The organism is Phytopseudomonas daroniae (assembly GCF_004327285.1).
GTDB lineage: Bacteria > Pseudomonadota > Gammaproteobacteria > Pseudomonadales > Pseudomonadaceae > Aquipseudomonas > Aquipseudomonas daroniae.
The window spans coordinates 20092-40918 of sequence record NZ_QJUI01000003.1 but is presented as its reverse complement, the minus strand read 5'-3'; the positions used below and the strand labels follow the sequence as shown (position 1 = coordinate 40918).

Sequence of the window (20827 nt, the reverse complement as noted above, 5' to 3'; positions counted from 1 at the left end):
AAGCGCCACGCCATGCATCAATTGACCCTGGCCGAGATCGCCCGCGCACTCGCCGACAAGCAATTCTCCTCCGCCGAGCTGACCCAGACCCTGCTGACTCGCATCGAGCAGCTCGATCCACAGCTCAACAGCTTCATCACCGTCACCGCCGACCTCGCCCTCGAACAGGCCAAGGCTGCCGATGCCCGCCGCTCTGCTGGCGAAAACAATGCCTTGCTCGGCGCGCCGATCGCCCACAAGGATCTGTTCTGCACCCAGGGAGTGCTGACCAGTTGCGGCTCGAAGATCCTCACCGGCTTCAAGGCGCCCTATGACGCCACCGTGGTCGAGAAGCTGGCCAGCGCCGGCACCGTCAGCCTGGGCAAGCTGAATATGGACGAGTTCGCCATGGGCTCGGCCAACGAATCCAGCCACTACGGCCCGGTCAAGAACCCCTGGGATCTGACCCGCGTGCCTGGTGGCTCCTCGGGCGGCTCGGCCGCAGCCGTTGCCGCACGCCTGCTACCGGCTGCCACCGGCACCGACACCGGCGGCTCGATCCGCCAGCCGGCGGCACTGACCAATCTCACCGGCATCAAGCCGACCTACGGCCGTGTCTCGCGCTGGGGCATGATCGCCTATGCTTCCAGCCTCGATCAGGGCGGCCCGCTGGCGCGCACCGCCGAAGACTGCGCCCTGCTGCTCGGCGCCATTGCCGGTTTCGATTCCAAGGATTCGACCAGCGTCGATCAGCCGGTGGACAACTACCTCGCAGCCCTCGCCCAACCCCTGGCCGGCCTGCGTATCGGTCTGCCGAAGGAATACTTCGGCGCGGGTCTCGACGCCCGCATCGGCGAGAAAATCATCGCCGTGGTCGAGGAACTTAAGAAGCTCGGCGCCACCGTCAAGGACATCAGCCTGCCAAACCTGCAGCACGCGATTCCGGCCTATTACGTGATCGCACCGGCCGAAGCCAGCTCCAACCTGTCGCGCTTCGACGGCGTGCGCTTCGGTTATCGCTGCGAGAATCCCAAGGATCTGCAGGATCTGTACAAGCGCTCCCGTGAGGAAGGCTTCGGCGCCGAGGTCAAACGCCGCATCATGGTCGGCACCTACGCGCTGTCCGCCGGCTACTACGACGCCTACTACCTCAAGGCGCAGAAGATCCGCCGCCTGATCAAGAACGACTTCGTCGCGGCCTTCAAGGATGTAGACGTGATTCTCGGCCCAACCACGCCGAACCTGGCCTGGAAGCTTGGCGAGAAGAACGCGGATCCGGTCTCGGCCTACCTGGAAGACATCTACACCATCACCGCCAACCTCGCCGGTATCCCGGGTCTGTCGATGCCTGCGGGCTTCGTCGACGGCCTGCCGGTCGGCGTGCAGTTGCTCGGCAATTACTTCCAGGAAGGCCGCCTGCTGAACGTCGCACACCAGTACCAGCAGGTCAGCGATTGGCATAAACAAGCACCCAAAAGCTTCTAAGTCATGGCGTAGCCATGCAGCCCATCCCCCTCTCCCTTCGGGAGAGGGTGGCGCGAAGCGCCGAGTGAGGGCAAAGGCAGCACGCCATACAGGATCGAGGAACACTACAGATGCAATGGGAAACGGTAATCGGGCTCGAGATCCACGCTCAGCTCAGCACCCAATCGAAGATTTTCTCGGCCAGCGCCACCACCTTCGGCGCCGAGCCCAACACTCAGGCCAGCCTGGTCGACCTCGGCATGCCCGGCACCCTGCCGGTGCTCAATGAACAAGCGGTGCGCATGGCCTGCCAGTTCGGCCTGGCCATCGATGCCGAGATCGCCGAGCGCAACGTCTTCGCCCGCAAGAACTACTTCTACCCGGACTTGCCGAAGGGCTACCAGACCAGCCAGATGGATCACCCCATCGTTGGCAAGGGCTTCCTCGACATCACCCTGGAAGACGGCACCGTCAAGCGTATCGGCATCACCCGCGCGCACCTGGAAGAAGACGCCGGCAAGAGCCTGCACGAAGACTTCCAGGGCATGAGCGGCATCGACCTGAACCGTGCGGGCACACCGCTGCTGGAAATCGTCTCCGAGCCGGATATCCGCTCCGCCAAGGAGGCGGTGGCCTACGTCAAGGCGATCCACGCACTGGTGCGTTATCTCGGCATCTGCGACGGCAACATGGCCGAAGGCTCGCTGCGCTGCGACTGCAACGTCTCGGTGCGTCCCAAGGGCCAGGCCGAGTTCGGCACCCGTGCAGAGATCAAGAACGTCAACTCGTTCCGCTTCATCGAGAAAGCCATCAACCATGAAGTGCAGCGCCAGATCGAGCTGATCGAAGACGGCGGCAAGGTGGTGCAGGAAACCCGCCTGTACGACCCGAACAAGGATCAGACCCGTTCCATGCGCAGCAAGGAAGAAGCCAACGACTACCGCTACTTCCCCTGCCCCGATCTGCTGCCGGTAGTGATCGAGCAGAGCTTCCTCGACGAATTGCGCGGCCAGTTGCCTGAGCTGCCGCCGCAGAAGCGCGAACGCTTCGAGAGCCAGTTCGGCCTGTCCACCTACGACGCCAGCGTACTCTCGGCGAGCCGTGAACTGGCCGACTATTTCGAGGTGGTCGAGAAGACCTGCGGCGATGCCAAGCTGTCCGCCAACTGGGTGATGGGCGAACTATCCAGCCTGCTCAACGCCGGAAACCTTGCGATCGACCAGTCGCCGGTTTCCGCCGAGCAGTTGGGCGGTATGATCCTGCGCATCAAGGACAACACCATCAGCGGCAAGATCGCCAAGATGGTCTTCGAAGCCCTGGCTGCCGGCGAAGGCGCGACGGCTGACGAAGTCATCGACAAGAAAGGCCTCAAGCAGGTCACCGACTCCGGTGCCATCGAGAAAATGCTCGACGACGTGCTGGTGGCCAACGCCGAGCAGGTCGAACAGTACCGCGCCAGCGACGAAGCCAAGCGCGGCAAGATGTTCGGCTTCTTCGTCGGCCAGGCCATGAAAGCCTCCAAAGGCAAGGCCAATCCGGGGCAAGTGAACGAACTGCTGAAGAAAAAGCTCGAAGGCTGAGCGATTTGAAAACGCCGGGGATTCCCGGCGTTTTTGTGTCTGGCAGAAGGCCTGCTCATGAGCCCATGCCAGGAACCGGTCGGTGAGGCGCGACAAGGCGTAAGCGGACGGTCGTAGCATGGGTCGGGCGGCGCAGGTGCAACCCATCGACAATTGATGGGTTTCACCCATCCTACGGGCTTCGCGTAGGGTGGATGACGCTTTTTTCATCCACCATTGCGATTGCGGAGCGGTGGACGGGTCGGGCCGCGCAGGTGAAGCGTCGTCCACCCTACGAACGGCCGCTACCGCCTTTTCATGGCCGTAATGAAACATCTGCAGGCAGCGCGTAGCAGGTCGCGAACAGGTTCCAAGAGAGAGAAGTAATGCGTCGATTATCGGTTCTGCTGATCCTGTTCAGCCTGCTCGCTGGCTGTAATGGCCTGCCCTTTGGCGGCGTACCCGGCGATTATCGGGCCGAAGGCAAGGCTTCGTATTACGGCAAGGCACACCATGGCAACAAGACCGCCAGCGGCGAACGCTTCAACCAGAACGACCTGACCGCAGCGCACCGTACCCTGCCCTTCGGCACGCGGGTCAAGGTCACCAACCTGAACAACAACCGTAGCGTGGTGGTGCGCATCAACGACCGCGGCCCCTTCACTCGCGGGCGCATCATCGATGTTTCGCACAAGGCCGCCGAAGCGCTGGACATGATTCGCTCCGGCGTGGTGTCAGTCAGAATCGAAAACCTGAAGTGAGAACAGCCACTAGTGCGTAGGAGCGTCGCCCCGGCGCGAAATGATAGTGATCGTTCCGTGATATCAGCGCTGCCAGAGATATTCGCCGCGAGGTCGCGGCTCCCACAGATATCACAGAATCCGCTCAGATCGCCGGATCCCAGCGCTGCGACCAGTCGGCATCCTGAGCGGCGATCTCGCGCAGCAGCGCGAAGCTCTGCTGCAGGGCCGCCGAATCGCGCTCGCGGGAATAGACCAGATAGGTTGGATAGCTGAACTCAGGCGCCTTGGCCACGCGCTTGAGCACCTTGCTGTCCAGATAGCTCTGCACCACTCGCGTCCTGAAATACCCCGAACCGCCATGTTCGAGGATGTATTGCAGGGCCAGCGGCCCGAGATTGAAGGACACCGGCGCCCTGGCCTTGTCCGGCAAGGCGCGGTCGTGTTGTGCTCGGAAGCTGTCGCCCCAGTCGATGTAAACGTAGGGTTCCGGGTTCGCCGCCTTCACCAGGATCAGCTTCTCTTCGAGGATCTGCTCGACCTGCATGCCCGCCCAATAGGTGGGCTGGTAAACCAGCGCTGCATCCAGCACGCCGAGCTCCAGCTGGCGCAGCAGGCCGGCGCCATCACCGATCTGCGCGCGCACCGCGTAGCCGTCGATGGATTGGCGAATCGCACTCACCCAGTGCAGCATCAGCGGGTTGCACAGGCTGACTTCGCCGCCAATGTGGATGACGTTGTGATAACCATCCGGCAATGGCAGGTCGCGCTGCGCGGCCTCCCAGGTCTGCTGGATCTGGTTGGCATAAGTGACGAAGGCCTCGCCATCGGCCGTCAGTCGCGCGCCCGCACGGTTACGCACGAACAGCGTGCTGCCGAGGTGGCTTTCGAGCTTCTGGATACGTGCGGTAATGGCCGTCTGGGTGACGTGCATGCGTTCGGCGGCGGCGATGAAGCTGCCACTGCGGACGATTTCCAGAAAGGTGCGGGTAAGGTCGATATCCATCGTCACTGGGCCAGCGTCATGGGTGCTGGCAACTCCTCAAGACTGATCCGGCGCCCAGTGTAAGGGTGTCAGGCCGATCATTCGATGTTTCAGTTGAGACGTGTGAGCAGATCGCGATGCAGCGCCGCCACCAGATCGGTCTGGGTGATCACTCCGACCAGAGCACCGTTATCCAGAACCGGCAAGCAATGCAGGCCCTCGTCCGAGAGCAGCGCGATCAGGTCGACGACATGGGCATCGACCTCCACCGACTGCACGGGCGAACTCATCAACTCGCCAAGTATCTGCTTCTTTTCCAGACCGAGCATCGCGCGCAGGTTGAAGCTGTTGGAACGTACGGCGTTGACCAGATCCACCAGACTGACGATGCCGACCAGTTGCTTGTCCCTGTCGAGAATCGGCAACGCCTTGAGCTGATGATGAGTGAGCAGGTACAGGCCCTTGGCAACGGAAGTTTCGGGTGTGGCGTAGACCAGATCGCGGGACATCATCTGCCCAGCGCGAATATCACCCATGCTGCGGCGCAGGGCGTGCTTCTCGGTACTGTGCACGATCAGCTCAAGATCCTCACGAGTGATATCGACGAAGGAGCCCAGTTCGTCCAGCGCGTGATCGAGGTCATCGGTATTGATCCCGGTTCGTTCACTGGGCCGTGGATCATGAGTGTGGTGCAGGGTGATCGAGCCCGGATGCGGACGTGGATAAGGCACCCGCGTCAGGTTGTTGTAGAGCAGGGCGCAGGCCATCAGTGCAACACCGGCGGTCATGGCCGCCAGTGCCGGTTGCCAGAAGGGGTCACCCGGCAGCGGTGTGGCGAACACCATGCAGAAGGCGATGGCGCCACCCGGCGGATGCAGGCAGCGCAACGGGCACATCAGCAGCAGGCTCAGGCCAAGCGCCAAGGCGGCGCCCGCCAGGCTGTGGTCGATAAAATGACTGACCGTCAGCGCGACCGCGCAGGCACACAGATAACTGCCGAGAATCGACCATGGCTGCGCCAGCGCGCCCGAGGAGACGGCGAACAGCAACACGGCCGAAGCCGCCAGGGGGCCGGAAAAATGCACTGCCATGTGCAGGCCGAACAGTTGGCTGCACACCCAGGTACTGAACAGAAAGCCCATGGCCGCGCCGAGCGCGGCACGGCTCCATTCACGGGGACGGGTATGCAGGGCGTCAGGCAGGAAGGCAGACAGCCATTGGGAAAAATACGCTGGGGACTTCATCGATATCGTCAAAAAGAAGCGAGCCTTTCAAACGAAAGGCTCGCTGGGTACCGCCAATGGCGGCCGACAGGAGTATCCATCCGTGGATAATGTAATCGTCTGTTTGCGTCCGCCTCAGCAGAGAAACCGATTCGGACAAATGGAGTGTGACGAACGACGACAACTTCATCAAACGAATAATAATGAAGGATATATAAGGTTTTTTTGATATTAAAGGAGCAGTTTCAAGCCTCAGAGCCTGTTCATGATCTTTGTGTACCTGGGAACCCGTACCCCTATGGATCGACGGCAATAAGGCGGGAGCAGCCGGTCGGTGACCCGCGTTGAACCATGGATCACGGCCTTCGGCCCCGGATTACGCCTGCGGCTAATCCAGGCTACGTTCTACAGCCCGTAGGATGGGTGAAACCCATCAATTTCCGATGGGTTTCACCCATCCTACGACCGTCCGCTTACGCCACTTTGCTGTCATTGCATATGGGGGTTCGTCGAAAGATCATGAACAGGTTCTCAGGGGTAGCTGAAGCTTTTCACCAGCGTCAGCTCGCCCGGAGTGCGCATCGGTACAAGGAAGCTTTCCTGCTTTTCGTCGACCGTACCCTCCTCGCTGATCACCGTGATCTGCCCGGTGGTGAGAATCTGCTGAGCGGAGCTCTCGCCATCCTCGTTATAGCTGTAACCGCCGCCGTAGTAATTGACGTAAACCAGATACTGGCCCTTGAGCGGTGTCGGGGTGGCGATCATTTCCGGGCCGTAGCCGGTGGTCACGTCGACATCCAGGGCGGCGCCGTTGGCCAGGGAGCGGCCGCCGTACCAGACGTGGCCGCCATCGGGTGTCACCAGGTGCAGGTCGAGATCGGTATTGTCGCTGTCCCATGACAGCACCACACGCAGGCGCGCCGGGGTTTCGCCGCCGCCACTGTTGTAGAACTGCACGCGGCGGCGCTGCCCGCCATCCGGGCTGCGCACCTCGACGTTGTTGCTGCCCGCGGAGAACACGAAGGGCCGGTCGAAGCTGCCGTCCTCGGCGATCTTCAGCGGCATGCTGACACCGTTGACCACCAGCCGACCCGGCGCCTTGCCGCCCTTCTCCAGCGTGCTGATCGCGCCCTTGATCCGTGCGGTCTCGGCCTGATTGGCGGCGCTGTTGACCGACGAGGCCGGGTAATTGACCTGCTGCATGAAGCGCGCGCCGTCGGCGCCACCCTCACGCCAGCCGCTGCGTGGTGTGTCGAGTTGCACATCGGCCAGCGCCGACAACGGCAGCAGGGCCAGAGAGGCAAGCAGGGGGATCATCGGAGTCATGCTGTCATTCCAGTAACAGGGTGCGGGCGAGACCTTCGACATAGGTCTCGTCCTGTCCATTGGGGTGGGCGGCAAACGCCAGGTGCAGGTATTCGTGGGTCAGGTCGAGGCGATCCTGCAGGGAAAAGAAGCCGCGCACGTAAATGCGCTGGCGCTCGCGATCCACATAGGGCCGGCCGGACGCCAACTGGCACACGGCGAACTGCTGGATTTCCTCGTAGCCGGGCTCGGCATCCAGGCGCTGGCGCCAGTCGCGGCGTTGCTTGCGCAGCCACTGCTCGGCCGCAGGCAGCGGCTGACAGGCAGCCACGGGTTTGTCCCAGCGGCTCAGCGTGGCGCGCGGGAAGGCACGCGCCAGGATGGCGTCGTAACGCAGACCGGTACCCGCCTGCTCGACCGCTTGCGACCAGGCCAGACGATCGGAGCCGGGCTGGTTGCTGTGATAAGTGACAGCTGTACCGGCCAGTACCAGATCGGCCGTCCACGCGGCGATATCCCGTGCCCCCTGGCTGGCCGGACGCGGTGCCACCCGCTGGTTGACGCTGCTGTCGTCGATGGTCAGGCATTCGCCCCGACGCCCGGCGTTCTGCAGCAGGTAGGTGCGGATGCTCACCGCCAGCGCCTTGGCTGCTTCAGCCGGTTGCGCCGAGGCTTCGCGATCCAGCACGCGGGCGACATAGTCCTCACGCGGCAGATGTGCCGTGAGCTGCAGCCCCTCGCCCACTCGCTCCAGAAAGAGCTCGCCGCTACTTTCGATAGGCAGACGATTGCCATTGCTGAACTCGACCTCGTACTGGCCGTTCAGAGCCCCCGGCTCCACCGGTTTCTCACTGCCTGCACGGCGCAACTGGCGTACCGGGTAGCGAGCGAACAAACGCACTTCCACGCAACGACCGGCATCGCTCGGCCAAGGCGTCGGCAACACCTCACCGAGCATCTCGGCATGCTGTTTGAGCACCATCATGCTGGTGCCCGAACCACCAGCCCACAGCGGCGTGCCATCGACCAGCCAGCCAGCGAAACCACCCTGGCGCGCCTGGGGATCGCCATCAGCCAGCCAGCTCCAGGTCTTCACCCGCAGGCGGCCACCGAGGGCACTCGCCGCCATGCCCTCGGCGCTGTTCAGGGTCACGTCCAGCAAGACCTTGCGCGCTTCCTGCTGCGCAGGCAGGTGAGCGAGCTGGTCGAGCAGTTGATGAACCGGCACAGGGGTCTGCGGCGCCAGTTGCTGACGGTCGGCGATCCATAGCGGTGCCTGACGAGCCTGCCAGTAATGCGACCAATCGCTGTTATCCAACTGCAGATTGCTCTGCTCGAAGTACAGACCGCAGGACTGCACCAGGGCGCGATCACGTTCGATACGCTCGCCCGGATCGCAGCAGTACACCTCATCCTTGTTCTGGCCGCGACACTGATAGCCGGCGTCCGGCTGTTTGTTGTCCACCAGATAGGCATAGACGAACAGCTTCCACAGACTGCCCAGTGGGGCCTGCAGTGTGTCGGGCAATAGCTCGCGGCCAATCACCCGCTGCCGATCCAGGCGCAGCAGTTCGCTACCGTCGGCAGTCTTCCAGGCCAGCGACAGCGGCGCCTCGGCTGCCGTTGCCAGCCCCGAGAAAGCGGACAGCAGCGCCAGCGAAGCGAAGATGAAGCGCTTAGCAGGCCGTTGAAAAACGTGAGCGAGGCAGCCAGCGCAATACCGATGGCGGCCCCGCAAAAACAGGCGAAAAAGCGACCGGGGTCGCGCTCGACTGTACGAGTAGTACATGAGCATTTTGAGCCTATTTTTAACGCCGCGATGGCAACGCAGATAGTTTTTCAACAGCCTGTTAGTCAACGGTCACCTTCCGCAGGGCCGGCTCGGCTTCCAGCGCCTGCTCGCCAGGCGCGTACAGGCGCAGATAGCGAGCGGGCGGCATTACGAACTCGCCCTTCTGCGAGAAGCGCACCAGGTGTCGCAACACCAGCTCGCCCTGCAGGCTGTCCACCGGTACCGCGTAGCTCAGCTCGCCCGGCTCGTTGCGCGCCTTCTCCAGTGCCGAGGCCTCTTCCCCAGCCAGACCGCTGACCTGAATGCCCCAGGTGGTACGTTCCACATCGGCACCCGGCGGTAGCGGTACTTCCAGCATGCCGTAGCGCAGGGCCTGCTCCGAATCGCTGGTCAGGGTGATTTCGTCCAGATACAGACTGGCGCTGGAAATATCGTCCCTGCCCACTTCATGGGCACTGAATACGAAGGCTTCATCGCTCTCGACCAGTTCCAGCAAGCGCCGCTTGATGGTCACCGGTACCGCACTGGGCGCAGCCTGGGCGCTCTGGTAGTCGATGCGCACTTCGCTCGGCTGATCCAGGTCGCCAGCCAGCACCAGGGCCTGGGGCGGCTGTGCGCCGCTCCACTGCCAGTAGGTCTCACCGCTCGGGCCTTCGATGGCCTGCCAGTCGCCTTGCGGCGCCAGCGCAGGTTGCGTATCACGCAGATCCAGCGACGGCTGCAGCCAGGTCAGTGCCAGGGCACGCTCCAGACCGGGCTGGGCTGGCGCCATGGCGGCGAGCAGACGCTGGGCCTCCTGTCGATCCGGGCCATTCAGGTACAGGGCCACGGCGTCGACGAATGGCGAGTCGCTGACCTCGAGGCGTTCACGGGCAACCTCAAGCTGGGCCAGCAGCTCGTCCGCCACTGGTACGCCAGCCTGCTGCGCCAGCTGGACGCCCAGCTCACGGGCGATTGCCAGGCCGAGCGCGGAATCCGGCGCCGCCATCACCAGGCTGGCACCTTCTCCGAGTGTCTCTTCCTGGCCTTCCCCTGCAGCGGCCAGGTCATACACCAGGCCTTCGAGCAGGGTTTTCACCGGCAGGCCCATGTCACGGGAGAACGCGATGATCAGCGCGCGTTGCAACAATGGCGTGTCCTGGGCGCGCTTGGCATAGAGTTCCAGCAGACGCTGCCAGTGCTCTGGCGGCAACTGGATCGCCAACGCACGGCTGGCGTGCCAGTCGGCGTAATAGGCGTAGGCGGTGAGGAAGGCATCGCCATCGGCATCGCCGCCCCACCAGGTGAAGGTCGCTTCCGGCCCCGCCATCTGCACCAGACGCAGACGACTGTTCTGCATGACCAGACGCAGGCGATCCCTGATCCGCGGCTCACCCGCCGCCAGGGTCGGGTAGGCCAGGCTCAGTGGCAGCAGGCGGCTGGCGGTCTGCTCGACACCGCCATAGGGATAGGCGAGCAGATCATCCAGCGCTGCGCCGAACAGGCCAGCGCCACTGTCATCCAGACGCACGCGCACCTGGCTGGCATCGGCAGGCAACTGCAGCGGCGTGCTGCCCGGGAAAGCCGAGAGGCGCGTGCTATGTACCTGCTGCCAGCCCGGTGCGACCAGCCGCAGGTTCACGGCCAGGGCATCGGCCAGCTTGTCGCCCTGGTGCAGCTCGGCGCTGAAATCGCCGGCAGCGATCGCGGCTTCTTCAACGGGCAGGTAGTTGATGCCCTTGGCCAGTACCACCTCGCGGCGCTGCTCCTGCTCGCCATGGCGGATCAGCAGTTCGGCCTTGGCGCCCTCCTCACCCTGGTTGAAGGCGAACAGGCCGAGTGCCGGCTTGTCGCCGACCCGGAAGCGACTCGGGCCGCTCCACTTCAGGTACAGCGGCTTCTCCGAGCGCACGAACTGACGCTTCTGACCCACCTGACCATCGGCGCTCACCGCACGGGCGGTGATGCGCCAGCGGGTCAGCGAGTCGGGCATGCGGAAGCTGAAACGCGCCTTGCCGTCGGCATCGGTGACCAGATCCGGCTGCCAGGAAGCGGTGTCGACCTCTTCGCGGCGCGGCCGCTCCAGCACCTTGACGCCACGCTCGCTGCGGTTGGCACGGCCCGGCGCGTTCGGCGTACCCGGCAAGGCCAGGTCGTAACTGATGAACGACAGGCTGGCACTGGTGCGCACGTTGTTGCGCCGTGGGTGGTAGAAGAACTGATCGATACCCGGTGCGATTTCCGGCTGCAGAGCGTAGATCATCTCATCCACCACGCTGACCGTCAGGCGCGTGGGTACCGGCTTGCCGGCGAACTGGGTGCTCAGCTCGACGGTGACCATGTCACCGGGCTGCACCACCTCCTTGTCGGTCTTGATGGCGATATCGATCTGCGGTGTGGCGACCTTGATGCCTGCGTTCTGGAAGCTGTAATCGCCACCACGGGTATAGAGCGCAGAGAAGGTGATGTTCGGCGAGAAATCATTGCCTACCGCAATCCTTGCGCGGTACTGGGTATCGGACAGACGCTCGAGCTTGAGCCAGTCGCCGCCCCTGGAGAGCAGCGCGGTGGCCTCGACCTTGTCGCGTTCCAGGGTCAGCAGCGCATCGCTGACCGGCTCCGGGAAGGTGATCAGTGCCAGGGCTTCGTCGCCGGCCAGGTACTCGGCCTTGTCGAGCACGATCTCGATGGTGCCGGCGACCGATTTGACACCCTCGCCGCTGACCGAATGACCGGTGGCGCCGAGGATCAGGCCGCTGCTGTCCTTGAGGGTGATGCTGTAGGTGCCGGGGCGCTCGAAACTCAGCTCGAAGCCCGTGGCATCCGCCGCCAGCTCGCCGTTGCCGGTGCTCTGGTCTTCCAGACGCACCCAGTCGTAGCGGGCCGGGCGCCGCTCGCTGTCACCCTCGCCGCGGTAGCTGAAACTCACCGCCTGACCGGCCGAACTGAAGCGCTGCGGCGCGCTCAGGCGATAGCGGGCAGCGCCGCGCTCGATAAGGATTTCCTTGCTGGTCTTGACCCGGTAGGCGGCACCGTCGCTGGCGAACACGCTGAGCAGATAGCGGCTGGGTTTGTCGGCAGCCGGCAGGTCGAGTTCCGCGCGGCCCTTGTCATCGGTGATCACCTCGGTGCTGCTCAGCTCCACCGGGAACTGGCCGAGGTACTGCAGTTCGTTGTCGATCATCGACAACTGCTGGGCGCGCAGGCTCAGTTGCACCTGGGCGTGCACCACGGGCTTGCCGTCCGGGTAGAGCAGCACCAGGGCGCCCTTGACCGGCTCACCGGTGCGGAAGTCCGGCTTGTCCAGATCCATCGAGACCTCGAAATGCGGCTTGATGTACTCGGCGACGCGGAAGGCGCTGCTGTACAGCTGGTCGCGATAGGCGAAACGCAGTTCGTAGCCACCGGCCACGGCGTTCTCCGGCAGCTGGAAGCGCCCCTGACCGCCACTGGCGCTGTCGAAATCGAGTTTCTGGGTCTGCAGCACGGTGCCGTTGGCATCCAGCACGCTGAGGCTGATCGGCGCAGTGCCGGCGGCCACCGAGTCGCGGGCGTTCTTGAACTCGCGGCCGACGATCTTCACCTCGACCCAGTCGCCGGGGCGGTACAGCGGTCGGTCGGTGAAGGCGTACAGCTTGGTGTCGTAGATTTCGCTGTCGTAGTAGAAATTCTCGGAGACGAACACGCCGCCCTGGGCATCCTCGCCAATCACGTAGGAGCGCTCGGGGCTGGTGTGGCCGAGGCGCAGCAGGCCTTGCGCATCGGTCTTGCCGCTGCTCATCACGCCCAGGCCATCGCTCCACAGCAAGCGCGCGTCGGCCACCGGCGTGCCCTGATGCTTGTCGGCCGTCCATACGAGGAGTTCGCCACCGGCGATCTTGCTCACCGCCACGGTGTTGGAAACGAATACCACGGTGGTGGCGCGGTACTTGCCGATGATCGCCTCGGCCAGGTACAGGCCTGGCTCCAGCTTGCCCAGCGGGATGTAGACGTTACCCGAGGCGACGCTGATGAAGTTGCTCGACGAGCCGGACAGATCGACACCTTGCGGCGGCTCGATAGGTTTGGCTTCCCACAGCGGATAGCGGAACTCGGCCACCAGCGGCAGGCCCTTCATCGGCGCGAACTGCACCTGCGGCGTGAATTCGGTCGGCTCGGCGATGGCGCTGCCCATCTTCAGTTCCGGCGCTTCCTCGGTGACCTGCTTGCGCGACTCGTAGGAGAAGGCGCGCTGCATCACCCGCCGCGATTTGCGGTACCAGTTGTCCCACAGGTACGACAGGGTGTTGGACAGCCCTTCGCCCTTGAACTGGCCCTCGGCGACCACGCGGTGCAGGTTCTTCTGGCGCTTGAGGAACTCAAGGGGCTGCTCGATGCGGTACAGGCGCATGTCCACCCCGCCGTAGCCTTCCATGCGGTAGCGCCGGTAATCACGGCCTGGCGCCTCGAGGCGCACTGTGGCCACTTCGTCGGCCGCGAAGCTGCTGTCGGCGAGCAGGAAGAACGACTCGCCAGACAGCGGCGTGTAGTTGCTTGCCGGTACCTCGTCCTCCGCCTGGCCAGCCAGGGGCAACAGAGCCAGCAACGCGACAGCGAAGAGGCGGCTCATCGCGCGAGGAAATTCAGCCGATAGATGCCGATAAAGTTGGGGTTGGCGTCGTCGGGTATCCATCGGGTGTCCTTCCATGTCATGAGTTGTTGCAGGCTGACGGCACGCATGCCGTTATCCGTGGGAGTGGTGGTACCGGTGTGGTAAACGATGTCGCGGCCCATCCAGATCATCAGGTGCTGATCGTCGCCCTGATCGAAGAACATCAGGTCGCCGGGGCGTGCCTGGTTCAGATCGCGACCGAGCAACTGGCTGTTGAACTGGATCAGCTTGATCGCATTGACGTAAGGGCCGACCTGGCCGCCGCCCTGCTGCCAGTTCTGCGCCAGGCGACGCTGGGCGTCGTCCAGCTCCAGCTCTGGCGGCAGGTAGCGATTGGACAGGCCATTGGCGTGCAGCCACTTGGCGTCATGCACCTTGAGCGCCTCGTTGGCGGCGAAGCGCACCAGGCCGACACAATCCTGCTGGTGCCAGCGCGGGCTCGGGCCCTGGCGAAGCTGCTCCTGGGCGATACGCACGAACCAGGCACGGAATATCTGCGACTGCTCGGGGTTCAGCGCGGGCGCCGACTCGGCGCGCACGCCAAGGCTGAGCGCCATCAGTGAAGCGGCGAGCAGGAGACGCAGGCCGGGAGCGAAAATGATCAAAGCGCGCGCCATTCGAGTGGAACCCACTGCCAATCGTCTGTGGCTTCGGTGTTGGCCGGCAGCGTCAGCGCGAACTGGCCATAACCGCCCATGGCTCGCAGCTTGGGCAGCAAATGAATGTCGGCGGCGTTGCGAAATACCGGCTCGTAGTTGGCCGGCAGGCTGTCCAGGGTTTCCTGTTCGAGCAGGCGCGACAGGCCTTCGGGTGCCAGATAGCCGGGCACCAGACCATCGGCCGGCAGCACTTCGGCGAGTGGCGGGAAGCGCTTGCCGAGGGTATCGAGGGCCTTGTCCACCAGCCTGTCATCCAGGGAGAACAGCAGCGTCTGCCCCTGGCGCGCCAGGCTCACGCGGAAGAAGCTGCGGGAAGCGAAAGCATCGGGCTCAGCGCTCTGCGCGGCCGGGTACTGACCAAAGTTGGAACCCACCTCGCGGCGCCAGGTATGGCCATCGGCGCTGCTCTGGCTTTCGACCGGGAAGCGGCCGTTTTCCGCATTGGCTTCGAACGCGCCGATCATGCCGTCGAACAGCCCGCCGATGGCCTGATCGAGTTCCGGGGTGACGGCTTCGTCGAGGTGGGTGACCAGCAACGGCGAATGCAGGCGCGAGTCGGCGTACCAGCAAAGCCCGGCCGTGCTACCCAGGCGTTTCTCCAGGTCTTCGCTGACCGCCTCGCTGGCGCCGACACGCGCCAGCAGGCGCTCGGCACTGCCCGGCGCCACAGGAACCGCCACACAGGCGCTGGCACCCATCGGCATGGCTTTCCAGATTGGCGTGAAATCCAGACGCGGTTGGTCGTCGACCTCGTTCAGGGCCAGGAAACTGCTCCAGCCACCCTCGCCCTTCTCGAAACGCAGCCCGGCGAAGGCCGGGAAGAAGCGCTGGTAACCGAGCGCGACATACTCGCCGCTGAGGGAAATACGCTGCTGCTCCTGCCCGCGGGCCTTGAGGCCGAAGCGTTTGGGAAACGGGTTGTCGCCGTCGAGCAACGACTCCACCGATTCCACGGCTTCGCGGCCAAGCCTGTCGTCCTCGCCGAGCAACATGCCGGGCGAAGACAGCACCAGCAGCTTGTCGCCATGGCTGGCCAGCAGCAACGCACGGTCGCCCAGATAGTTGAGGCGATACAGCGGCACGCTGCCGCCATCGACCCGCAGCTCACCTGCCTGGCGCAGCTGGCTGTCGTCCAGGGCGATATGGGCCAGCGGCTCCAGTACCTTGGCCAGGCCGCCACGCTGCATGACCATCAGGAAATGCTTGAGCTTGCCATCGGCGCCCTTCCACAGGGCGACGTCGGCGGGCTGGTCGAGCAACTCGTCGAGCAGGTTGTCACGCAGTTTCAGGTCGCGCTCGTAGATGATCCGCCGCAGGCTGCCGACCAGCCCGAGGCGGTCGGCGTTGTGTTCGTAGTAGAAGACGAAGTCTTCGGTGAGGGTATCGCGCAGCAGCGGCACCGCCAGCAGATCCTTGGGCAGGCGGCTGAGCGACGCGCTCTCGATCAACGCGTCGGGGCGCTGCAGATCCAGGCCCAGGGCGCTGCGCTCACCCAGCTCGCGCGAGTCCTGGCCGCAGGCGGCAAGCAGCACGGTCAACGCCAGTGTGGAGAAGCGCTGCAAGTGGGCGACAATAATCCGGTTCATAAAAAAGTCCCTATTCATCCGAGCATCGGGATATCAGGCTGTTGAAAAACTATCTGCGTTGCCATCGCGGCGTTAAAAACAGCCTCAAAATGCTCATGTACTACTCGTACACTCCGCTTTTTCGGCTGTTTCTGCCTTGCGCTGGCTGCCTCGATCACGTTTTTTTCAACGGCCTGCAAAATTGAAAGATTTGACGAAAAGCAGCTCGCCGATGGCGCGTAGCGGCACCAGGAACGTCTCGCGCTTCTCGTTGACGGTGTTCTCGTTGAAGATCAGGTTGATCTGCGCGGTGATGATTTCGTTCTGGTTGCTGCCAGCCTCGAAGTTGTAACCACCGCTGCCCAGGTTGCCCCAGTAATTCACGTAGATCAGATAGGTGCCCTGCAGCGGCGCGGTCATGGTGAACATTTCCGGGCCTGGGCCGTCGACGCTGTCGACATCCAGACCGCCGCCGTTGGTGAGCACCGGCCGACTCCAGAAGGCGTGCTGACCATCCGGGGTGACCACGTGCAGGTCGAGTTCGGCCTTGGGGTCATCCCAGCCCAGCACGATGCGCATGCGCGCCGGGGTGCGCAGGTCGTTGGCTTCATAGAATTGAATGCGTTTGAGCGACTGCCCCTCGCCAGCGACCAGCTCGACGCTGTTGGAGCCGGCGCCAAAGGCATAGGGCCGGGCGAAGCGGCCCTGCTCGTCGGTGTACAGCGGCAGTGGATTGCCATTGACCACCAGCCGATGAGGCGGGCGCAGTTGGCCAATGTTCTGCAGGGTGCCCTCGATCATGCTGCGCCCACGCTGGGCGCCACGATCGATAGGCGGAGTCGGGTAAGCGACGCGGGGCTGATCGGCGCCATCATTGAGGCCGTGATAACGCCAGCCGCCGCTAGGGCCCTGCAGGGAAACCGAAGGTTCGGCCCAGGTCATGGCAGGCATCAGGAAAACGCACAGAAGCAGCACGCGACGCGCCAGACAGGCGCGGGCCTGGGCGAGCCGAAACGTTCCGCGGCGCGGAAAGGGACGAACCACTGCTCTGCACTCCTTGTGCTGGCTCAGGCCTGACAGCCTGGCATCCGCACTTCACATCGTAGGCTCATCGCAGGCGACGAGGCGCCTTCATGGACGATCACATGCCGACGAGGCTACCTCGGCAGCGTCATATGAAGTTACACGCTAGCCGAGGATGCTAGCGAGTTACCCCGGAACTGACAATCGTGGCAGTTACGAATCAGTACTGGGTCACAGTGGCGAGCGACCAATGGAAGGCGTTAGCGGACGGTCGAAATTTGTATCGGATGTGCCGGCCAAATGTCGGATTACGCTTCGCTAATCCAACCTACAGGGAACCATGGCACGAATGTAGCCTGGATTAGCCGCAGGCGTAATCCGGGGCCGAAGGCCGTGATCCATGGTTCAACGCGGGTCACCGACAGTCTGCTTCCGCCACAAAGCGGCCCTCTTCGACTATCTGAGCCCCTGCGATTACTAGATCCACTGCGCCCATTGCAGCAGCAACAGCCCGACGTTGGTGGTAACCACCGCTGCCAGGGTGGTGATGACGATGATCGCGGCCGCCAGTTGATAGTTGCCATTCACCGCCCGGGCCATGACGAAACTGGCGGCGGCCGTGGGGCTGGCGAAGTACAGGAAGAGGATCGCCAGATCCGCGCCGCGGAAGCCGAACGCCCAGGCACCCAAGGTCGAGAACAGCGGCAGCCAGACCATTTTCATCATGCTCGAACCAATCGCCGTTCCGCTGCTTTCACGCAACGAGGTCAGCGACAGGGTGCCGCCGATGCAGATCAGCGCCAGCGGCAGGGTCATCTGCGCGAAGTATTCGCCGGAAACCATCATCCAGTGTGGTAGCGGAATCTGCCAATAGGCGAACGGAATGGCGGAGAGCACGCCGATGATCAGCGGGTTGGTGAAGATACTTTTGCACAGTGTCCAGGGATCGGACTTCATGTTCGGGCTGTAGATCGCCAGAACGATGGCCGACAGCACGTTGTAGCAGAGGATCACCACGCCACCGAGCACCGCGCCCACCGACAGCCCGTATTCACCATACATGCTGGTGGCCAGCGCCAGGCCGACGATACCGTTGTTACCGCGGAAGGCGCCCTGAGTGTAGATACCGCGATCGGCCATCGGACAGCGCCAGATGGCCCAGCCCCAGGCGGCGACGAAGCTGACCAGGGTGGCGAACACGAAGTAGCCGATCAACGTGGGCTGCAGCGCCGCATTGAGATCCGCGCCGATGATGCTGAGAAACAGCAAGGTCGGCATGGTGCCGCGAAATACCAGAGACGAGGCGGTATCGATGAACGCATTGTCGATCCAGCGCAGCCGTTTGAGCAGCACGCCGAGAAACAGCATGGAAAAGACCGGAGCAGTGATGCCGAGGGTTTGCTGAAGCACAGCGAGCATGGAAGTCCCGGGAGCGAGAGACATAACCGAATGGGAATCGAACGTAGTCGAGTGCCCGGCCAGAAAAGTGCAGAAACAGTATGAAGTTGCCAGGAATGATAGCAAAGCACGGGCCATGCAGGCCGCCACCGACTGCATCGCGATTCATCACCTGCTTCCGGGCAAATGCACCGCTGGCTCAGCCCAGCACCTGCATCAATCTCGCGCGATCCTGAGCGCCCTGCCAGCGGGCGAGCACCAGGCAAGCGACGCAGTTGCCCAACACATTGGTCAGCGAGCGACACTTCATCAGCCGCTCTACCCCGACGAGAATACCGATTGCCTCCAGTGGCACTATCTGCACCACGCTCAGCGTGGCGGTCAGCGTGATGAATGCCGAACCGGCCACGCTGGTCGAGCCCATGGAGGTGAACATACTGACCAGCAGCAACGTGAGCAATTGCGGGGCGCTCAGGTCAATGTGCACCAATTGTGCGAGGAACAGAACGGCGACGCCCAGATACAGGTTGGAACCATTGAGGTTGAAGTTGTAGCCCGCGGTGAGGATCAGGCGCACCAGTTGACTGTCGCAACCGGCCGCTTCCAGCTTGTCGATCAAGCGGGGCAGTGCCGCCACGGATGACCCCGTTGACGCCACCAGTAGCAACTCCTCCCTGATATGGACGATCAGGCGCAGAAGGCTTACACCTGCAAGCCTGACCATCAGTGTCATGACCAGCACGATGAACAGCAGACAGGCGACATAGGCCACTGCGACAAACTTGAGCAGCGGAATGGCCGCACCTGCACCATGCTTGCCGATGGCGAAGGCAATGGCGCCGAACGCCGCCAGAGGAGCGAAGAAGACAATAACGTGCATGATCCGGAAAACCATGCCGACCGCGGCATCGAGTGTCTGCCGCAACGCCATCCCGCGCTCACCGGCCCGCCCCAACAACAAGCCCGCCAGGAACGCGGCGAGCAGAACCTTGAGAATGATGCTCTGGGCAAATGCGGCCAGCAGCAATGCCGGAATCTGCGCAAAGAAATGAATGTCGATCGGCGCCATCCCTGCCGGGGAGAACTCGGCGGTGACCATGGTGCTCACACCCGGCTGCAACAGAGACGCCACGGACAACCCACAGGCCAACGACAGCAATGACATCAGTTGCCAATAGGCGAGCGCCTTGAAACCAAGGCGCAGGGTGGTGCCATCAGCACGCATGCGCGCGACGCTCGAACAGATCAGCACGAATATGACCACAGGCGTGACCAGGCCCACGCTGGCAATGAACAGGTCGCTGAGTGGCTTCATCTGGGTAGCCAGCGATGGCCGCCAGACGCCCAGGAAGCCGCCAAATAAAACGGCCATCACGAGTTGGGCTAAGCGGGAACGGGCAAGACGGAGAATCATCGGAGCTTGGTTTCTTATTATTCGCGTACGGTTCGAGCACCGTGCATGTTGCCCTATCCTATCCCAGCGCGAATTGATTCGATATGGTGTGTCGCCATCGCACACTGGCCCGATCAACTGCCCGAGGTGAACTCTGAATGGAACTCCGTCACCTTCGCTACTTCGTCATGGTATCGGAGGAAAAGCACTTCACACGTGCCGCCGCCAGACTGAATATGCAACAGCCTCCGCTGAGCCAGCAGATTCGGGCGCTTGAACAGGAACTGGGCTTCGAGCTGTTCGTGCGTCATCCCAAAGGGGTCGATCTCACGACGGGGGGTCAGGTCTTCCTGAGCGAAGCGAAGGAGATTCTGCAACGCGTGGAACTGGCGGCCGCCAAGGCGGCCCGTACGGCTCAGGGCATCGTGGGCACCTTGAGCATCGGTTTCACAAGCTCAGCTGCATCGCACCCTCTGATTCCACGGATAATTCGTGAATACCGGAAAAATTATCCAAACGTGGACATCACGCTACATGAAGGCAATGCCGGCGAGCTGACCGAACAGGTCACCAGCGAACGGGTCGATGTCGGCATCCTCCGCGCGCCCGTGGCTCGTCCACAGGGCGTACAGTTCCACCGGCTGCTCAATGAGGAAATGTTATTGGTCTTGCCGACCGGCCACCCTCAACTGAAGGGGGGCAGTGAAACGCCAGTCTCGTTGAAAGATCTGTCCGACGAACCCTTCATCCTGGTTCGTCGGCCTGGTGCGCCGGGTATGTACGCCAACCTGATGCAGGCCTGCCGCAATGCCGGCTTCGAGCCGAGGATCGCTTTCGAAATCGAACGCATGCTGACCAATGTCAGCCTGGTTGCCGCCGGTGCCGGTATCTCGGTGGTGCCGGCATCCATGAAGGGCTTGCACACGGACAGCGTCGTCTACCGCCGCATACGTGATGCCAAACCCCGCCTCGTCGCACCAATCACCTTGGCGAGTCGGGGCTTCAATCAGTCACCGGCCACAGACAACTTCATCCAGCTGGCCCGCCAGCTCAGCAGCCAGTACCGCAAGGAACTGGTCGCACGAGCGAGCTGAGTGCACGGCAAACTTCCA

The 20827-nt window shown here is 63.0% G+C and carries 14 protein-coding genes; 4 read left to right on the top strand and 10 right to left on the bottom strand.

The window, feature by feature from the left end:
* Nucleotides 1–12: 12 nt before the first annotated feature.
* From gatA to DNK06_RS03685, 3 genes are all read left to right on the top strand, one after another.
* Nucleotides 13–1464, top strand: coding sequence for an Asp-tRNA(Asn)/Glu-tRNA(Gln) amidotransferase subunit GatA (gene gatA / locus DNK06_RS03695; protein ID WP_131178693.1), 1452 nt, complete (start codon nt 13–15; stop codon nt 1462–1464).
* Nucleotides 1465–1574: 110 nt separating this feature from the next.
* Nucleotides 1575–3023, top strand: coding sequence for an Asp-tRNA(Asn)/Glu-tRNA(Gln) amidotransferase subunit GatB (gene gatB / locus DNK06_RS03690; protein ID WP_131178692.1), 1449 nt, complete (start codon nt 1575–1577; stop codon nt 3021–3023).
* Between the two features lie 365 nt (nt 3024–3388).
* The gene (locus DNK06_RS03685; RefSeq protein ID WP_131178691.1) at nt 3389–3763 is read left to right on the top strand and encodes a septal ring lytic transglycosylase RlpA family protein; all 375 of its coding nucleotides are present in this window, start codon (nt 3389–3391) and stop codon (nt 3761–3763) included.
* A gap of 124 nt (nt 3764–3887) precedes the next feature.
* Here DNK06_RS03685 and DNK06_RS03680 read toward each other — a convergent pair whose 3' ends face one another.
* From DNK06_RS03680 to DNK06_RS03635, 10 genes are all read right to left on the bottom strand, one after another.
* A complete protein-coding gene (locus tag DNK06_RS03680; protein ID WP_131178690.1) occupies nt 3888–4748 on the bottom strand; it encodes a LysR family transcriptional regulator in 861 nt (286 codons plus the stop codon).
* A gap of 89 nt (nt 4749–4837) precedes the next feature.
* Nucleotides 4838–5971: an HPP family protein gene (locus tag DNK06_RS03675; protein WP_131178689.1), complete on the bottom strand. Its 1134-nt coding sequence runs from the start codon at nt 5969–5971 to the stop codon at nt 4838–4840.
* Between the two features lie 510 nt (nt 5972–6481).
* Nucleotides 6482–7276 (bottom strand): YfaP family protein, encoded by a 795-nt coding sequence (locus DNK06_RS03670; RefSeq protein ID WP_423228043.1) that lies wholly within the window; start codon nt 7274–7276, stop codon nt 6482–6484.
* A gap of 4 nt (nt 7277–7280) precedes the next feature.
* Entirely contained in the window at nt 7281–8924 is a 1644-nt protein-coding gene (locus DNK06_RS03665; protein ID WP_423228044.1) for a DUF2300 domain-containing protein, read from the bottom strand.
* Between the two features lie 181 nt (nt 8925–9105).
* A complete protein-coding gene (locus DNK06_RS03660; RefSeq protein ID WP_131178686.1) occupies nt 9106–13635 on the bottom strand; it encodes an alpha-2-macroglobulin family protein in 4530 nt (1509 codons plus the stop codon).
* The gene (locus tag DNK06_RS03655; protein WP_131178685.1) at nt 13632–14294 is read right to left on the bottom strand and encodes a DUF1175 domain-containing protein; all 663 of its coding nucleotides are present in this window, start codon (nt 14292–14294) and stop codon (nt 13632–13634) included. Before DNK06_RS03655 ends, DNK06_RS03660 begins: the two co-directional genes overlap by 4 nt.
* Nucleotides 14279–15922 (bottom strand): DUF2138 domain-containing protein, encoded by a 1644-nt coding sequence (locus tag DNK06_RS03650; protein ID WP_131178684.1) that lies wholly within the window; start codon nt 15920–15922, stop codon nt 14279–14281. Before DNK06_RS03650 ends, DNK06_RS03655 begins: the two co-directional genes overlap by 16 nt.
* A 165-nt stretch (nt 15923–16087) precedes the next feature.
* On the bottom strand, nt 16088–16852 hold the full coding sequence (locus DNK06_RS03645; RefSeq protein WP_131178957.1) for a YfaP family protein: 765 nt from the start codon (nt 16850–16852) through the stop codon (nt 16088–16090).
* 549 nt (nt 16853–17401) lie between these two features.
* Entirely contained in the window at nt 17402–18343 is a 942-nt protein-coding gene (locus DNK06_RS03640) for an AEC family transporter (RefSeq protein WP_131178683.1), read from the bottom strand.
* 178 nt (nt 18344–18521) lie between these two features.
* Nucleotides 18522–19694 (bottom strand): cation:dicarboxylate symporter family transporter, encoded by a 1173-nt coding sequence (locus DNK06_RS03635; protein WP_242674780.1) that lies wholly within the window; start codon nt 19692–19694, stop codon nt 18522–18524.
* Between the two features lie 179 nt (nt 19695–19873).
* Here DNK06_RS03635 and DNK06_RS03630 point away from each other — a divergent pair, with 179 nt between their 5' ends.
* Nucleotides 19874–20809 (top strand): LysR family transcriptional regulator, encoded by a 936-nt coding sequence (locus DNK06_RS03630; RefSeq protein ID WP_131178682.1) that lies wholly within the window; start codon nt 19874–19876, stop codon nt 20807–20809.
* The last annotated feature ends 18 nt before the right edge of the window (nt 20810–20827 follow it).

Coding starts and splice junctions, on each gene's coding strand:
- gatA (WP_131178693.1), top strand. CDS start 13: ATGCATCAATTGACCCTGGCCGAGATCGCCCGCGCACTCGCCGACAAG.
- gatB (WP_131178692.1), top strand. CDS start 1,575: ATGCAATGGGAAACGGTAATCGGGCTCGAGATCCACGCTCAGCTCAGC.
- DNK06_RS03685 (WP_131178691.1), top strand. CDS start 3,389: ATGCGTCGATTATCGGTTCTGCTGATCCTGTTCAGCCTGCTCGCTGGC.
- DNK06_RS03680 (WP_131178690.1), bottom strand. CDS start 4,748: ATGGATATCGACCTTACCCGCACCTTTCTGGAAATCGTCCGCAGTGGC.
- DNK06_RS03675 (WP_131178689.1), bottom strand. CDS start 5,971: ATGAAGTCCCCAGCGTATTTTTCCCAATGGCTGTCTGCCTTCCTGCCT.
- DNK06_RS03670 (WP_423228043.1), bottom strand. CDS start 7,276: ATGACTCCGATGATCCCCCTGCTTGCCTCTCTGGCCCTGCTGCCGTTG.
- DNK06_RS03660 (WP_131178686.1), bottom strand. CDS start 13,635: ATGAGCCGCCTCTTCGCTGTCGCGTTGCTGGCTCTGTTGCCCCTGGCT.
- DNK06_RS03655 (WP_131178685.1), bottom strand. CDS start 14,294: ATGGCGCGCGCTTTGATCATTTTCGCTCCCGGCCTGCGTCTCCTGCTC.
- DNK06_RS03650 (WP_131178684.1), bottom strand. CDS start 15,922: ATGAACCGGATTATTGTCGCCCACTTGCAGCGCTTCTCCACACTGGCG.
- DNK06_RS03645 (WP_131178957.1), bottom strand. CDS start 16,852: ATGCCTGCCATGACCTGGGCCGAACCTTCGGTTTCCCTGCAGGGCCCT.
- DNK06_RS03640 (WP_131178683.1), bottom strand. CDS start 18,343: ATGCTCGCTGTGCTTCAGCAAACCCTCGGCATCACTGCTCCGGTCTTT.
- DNK06_RS03635 (WP_242674780.1), bottom strand. CDS start 19,694: ATGGCCGTTTTATTTGGCGGCTTCCTGGGCGTCTGGCGGCCATCGCTG.
- DNK06_RS03630 (WP_131178682.1), top strand. CDS start 19,874: ATGGAACTCCGTCACCTTCGCTACTTCGTCATGGTATCGGAGGAAAAG.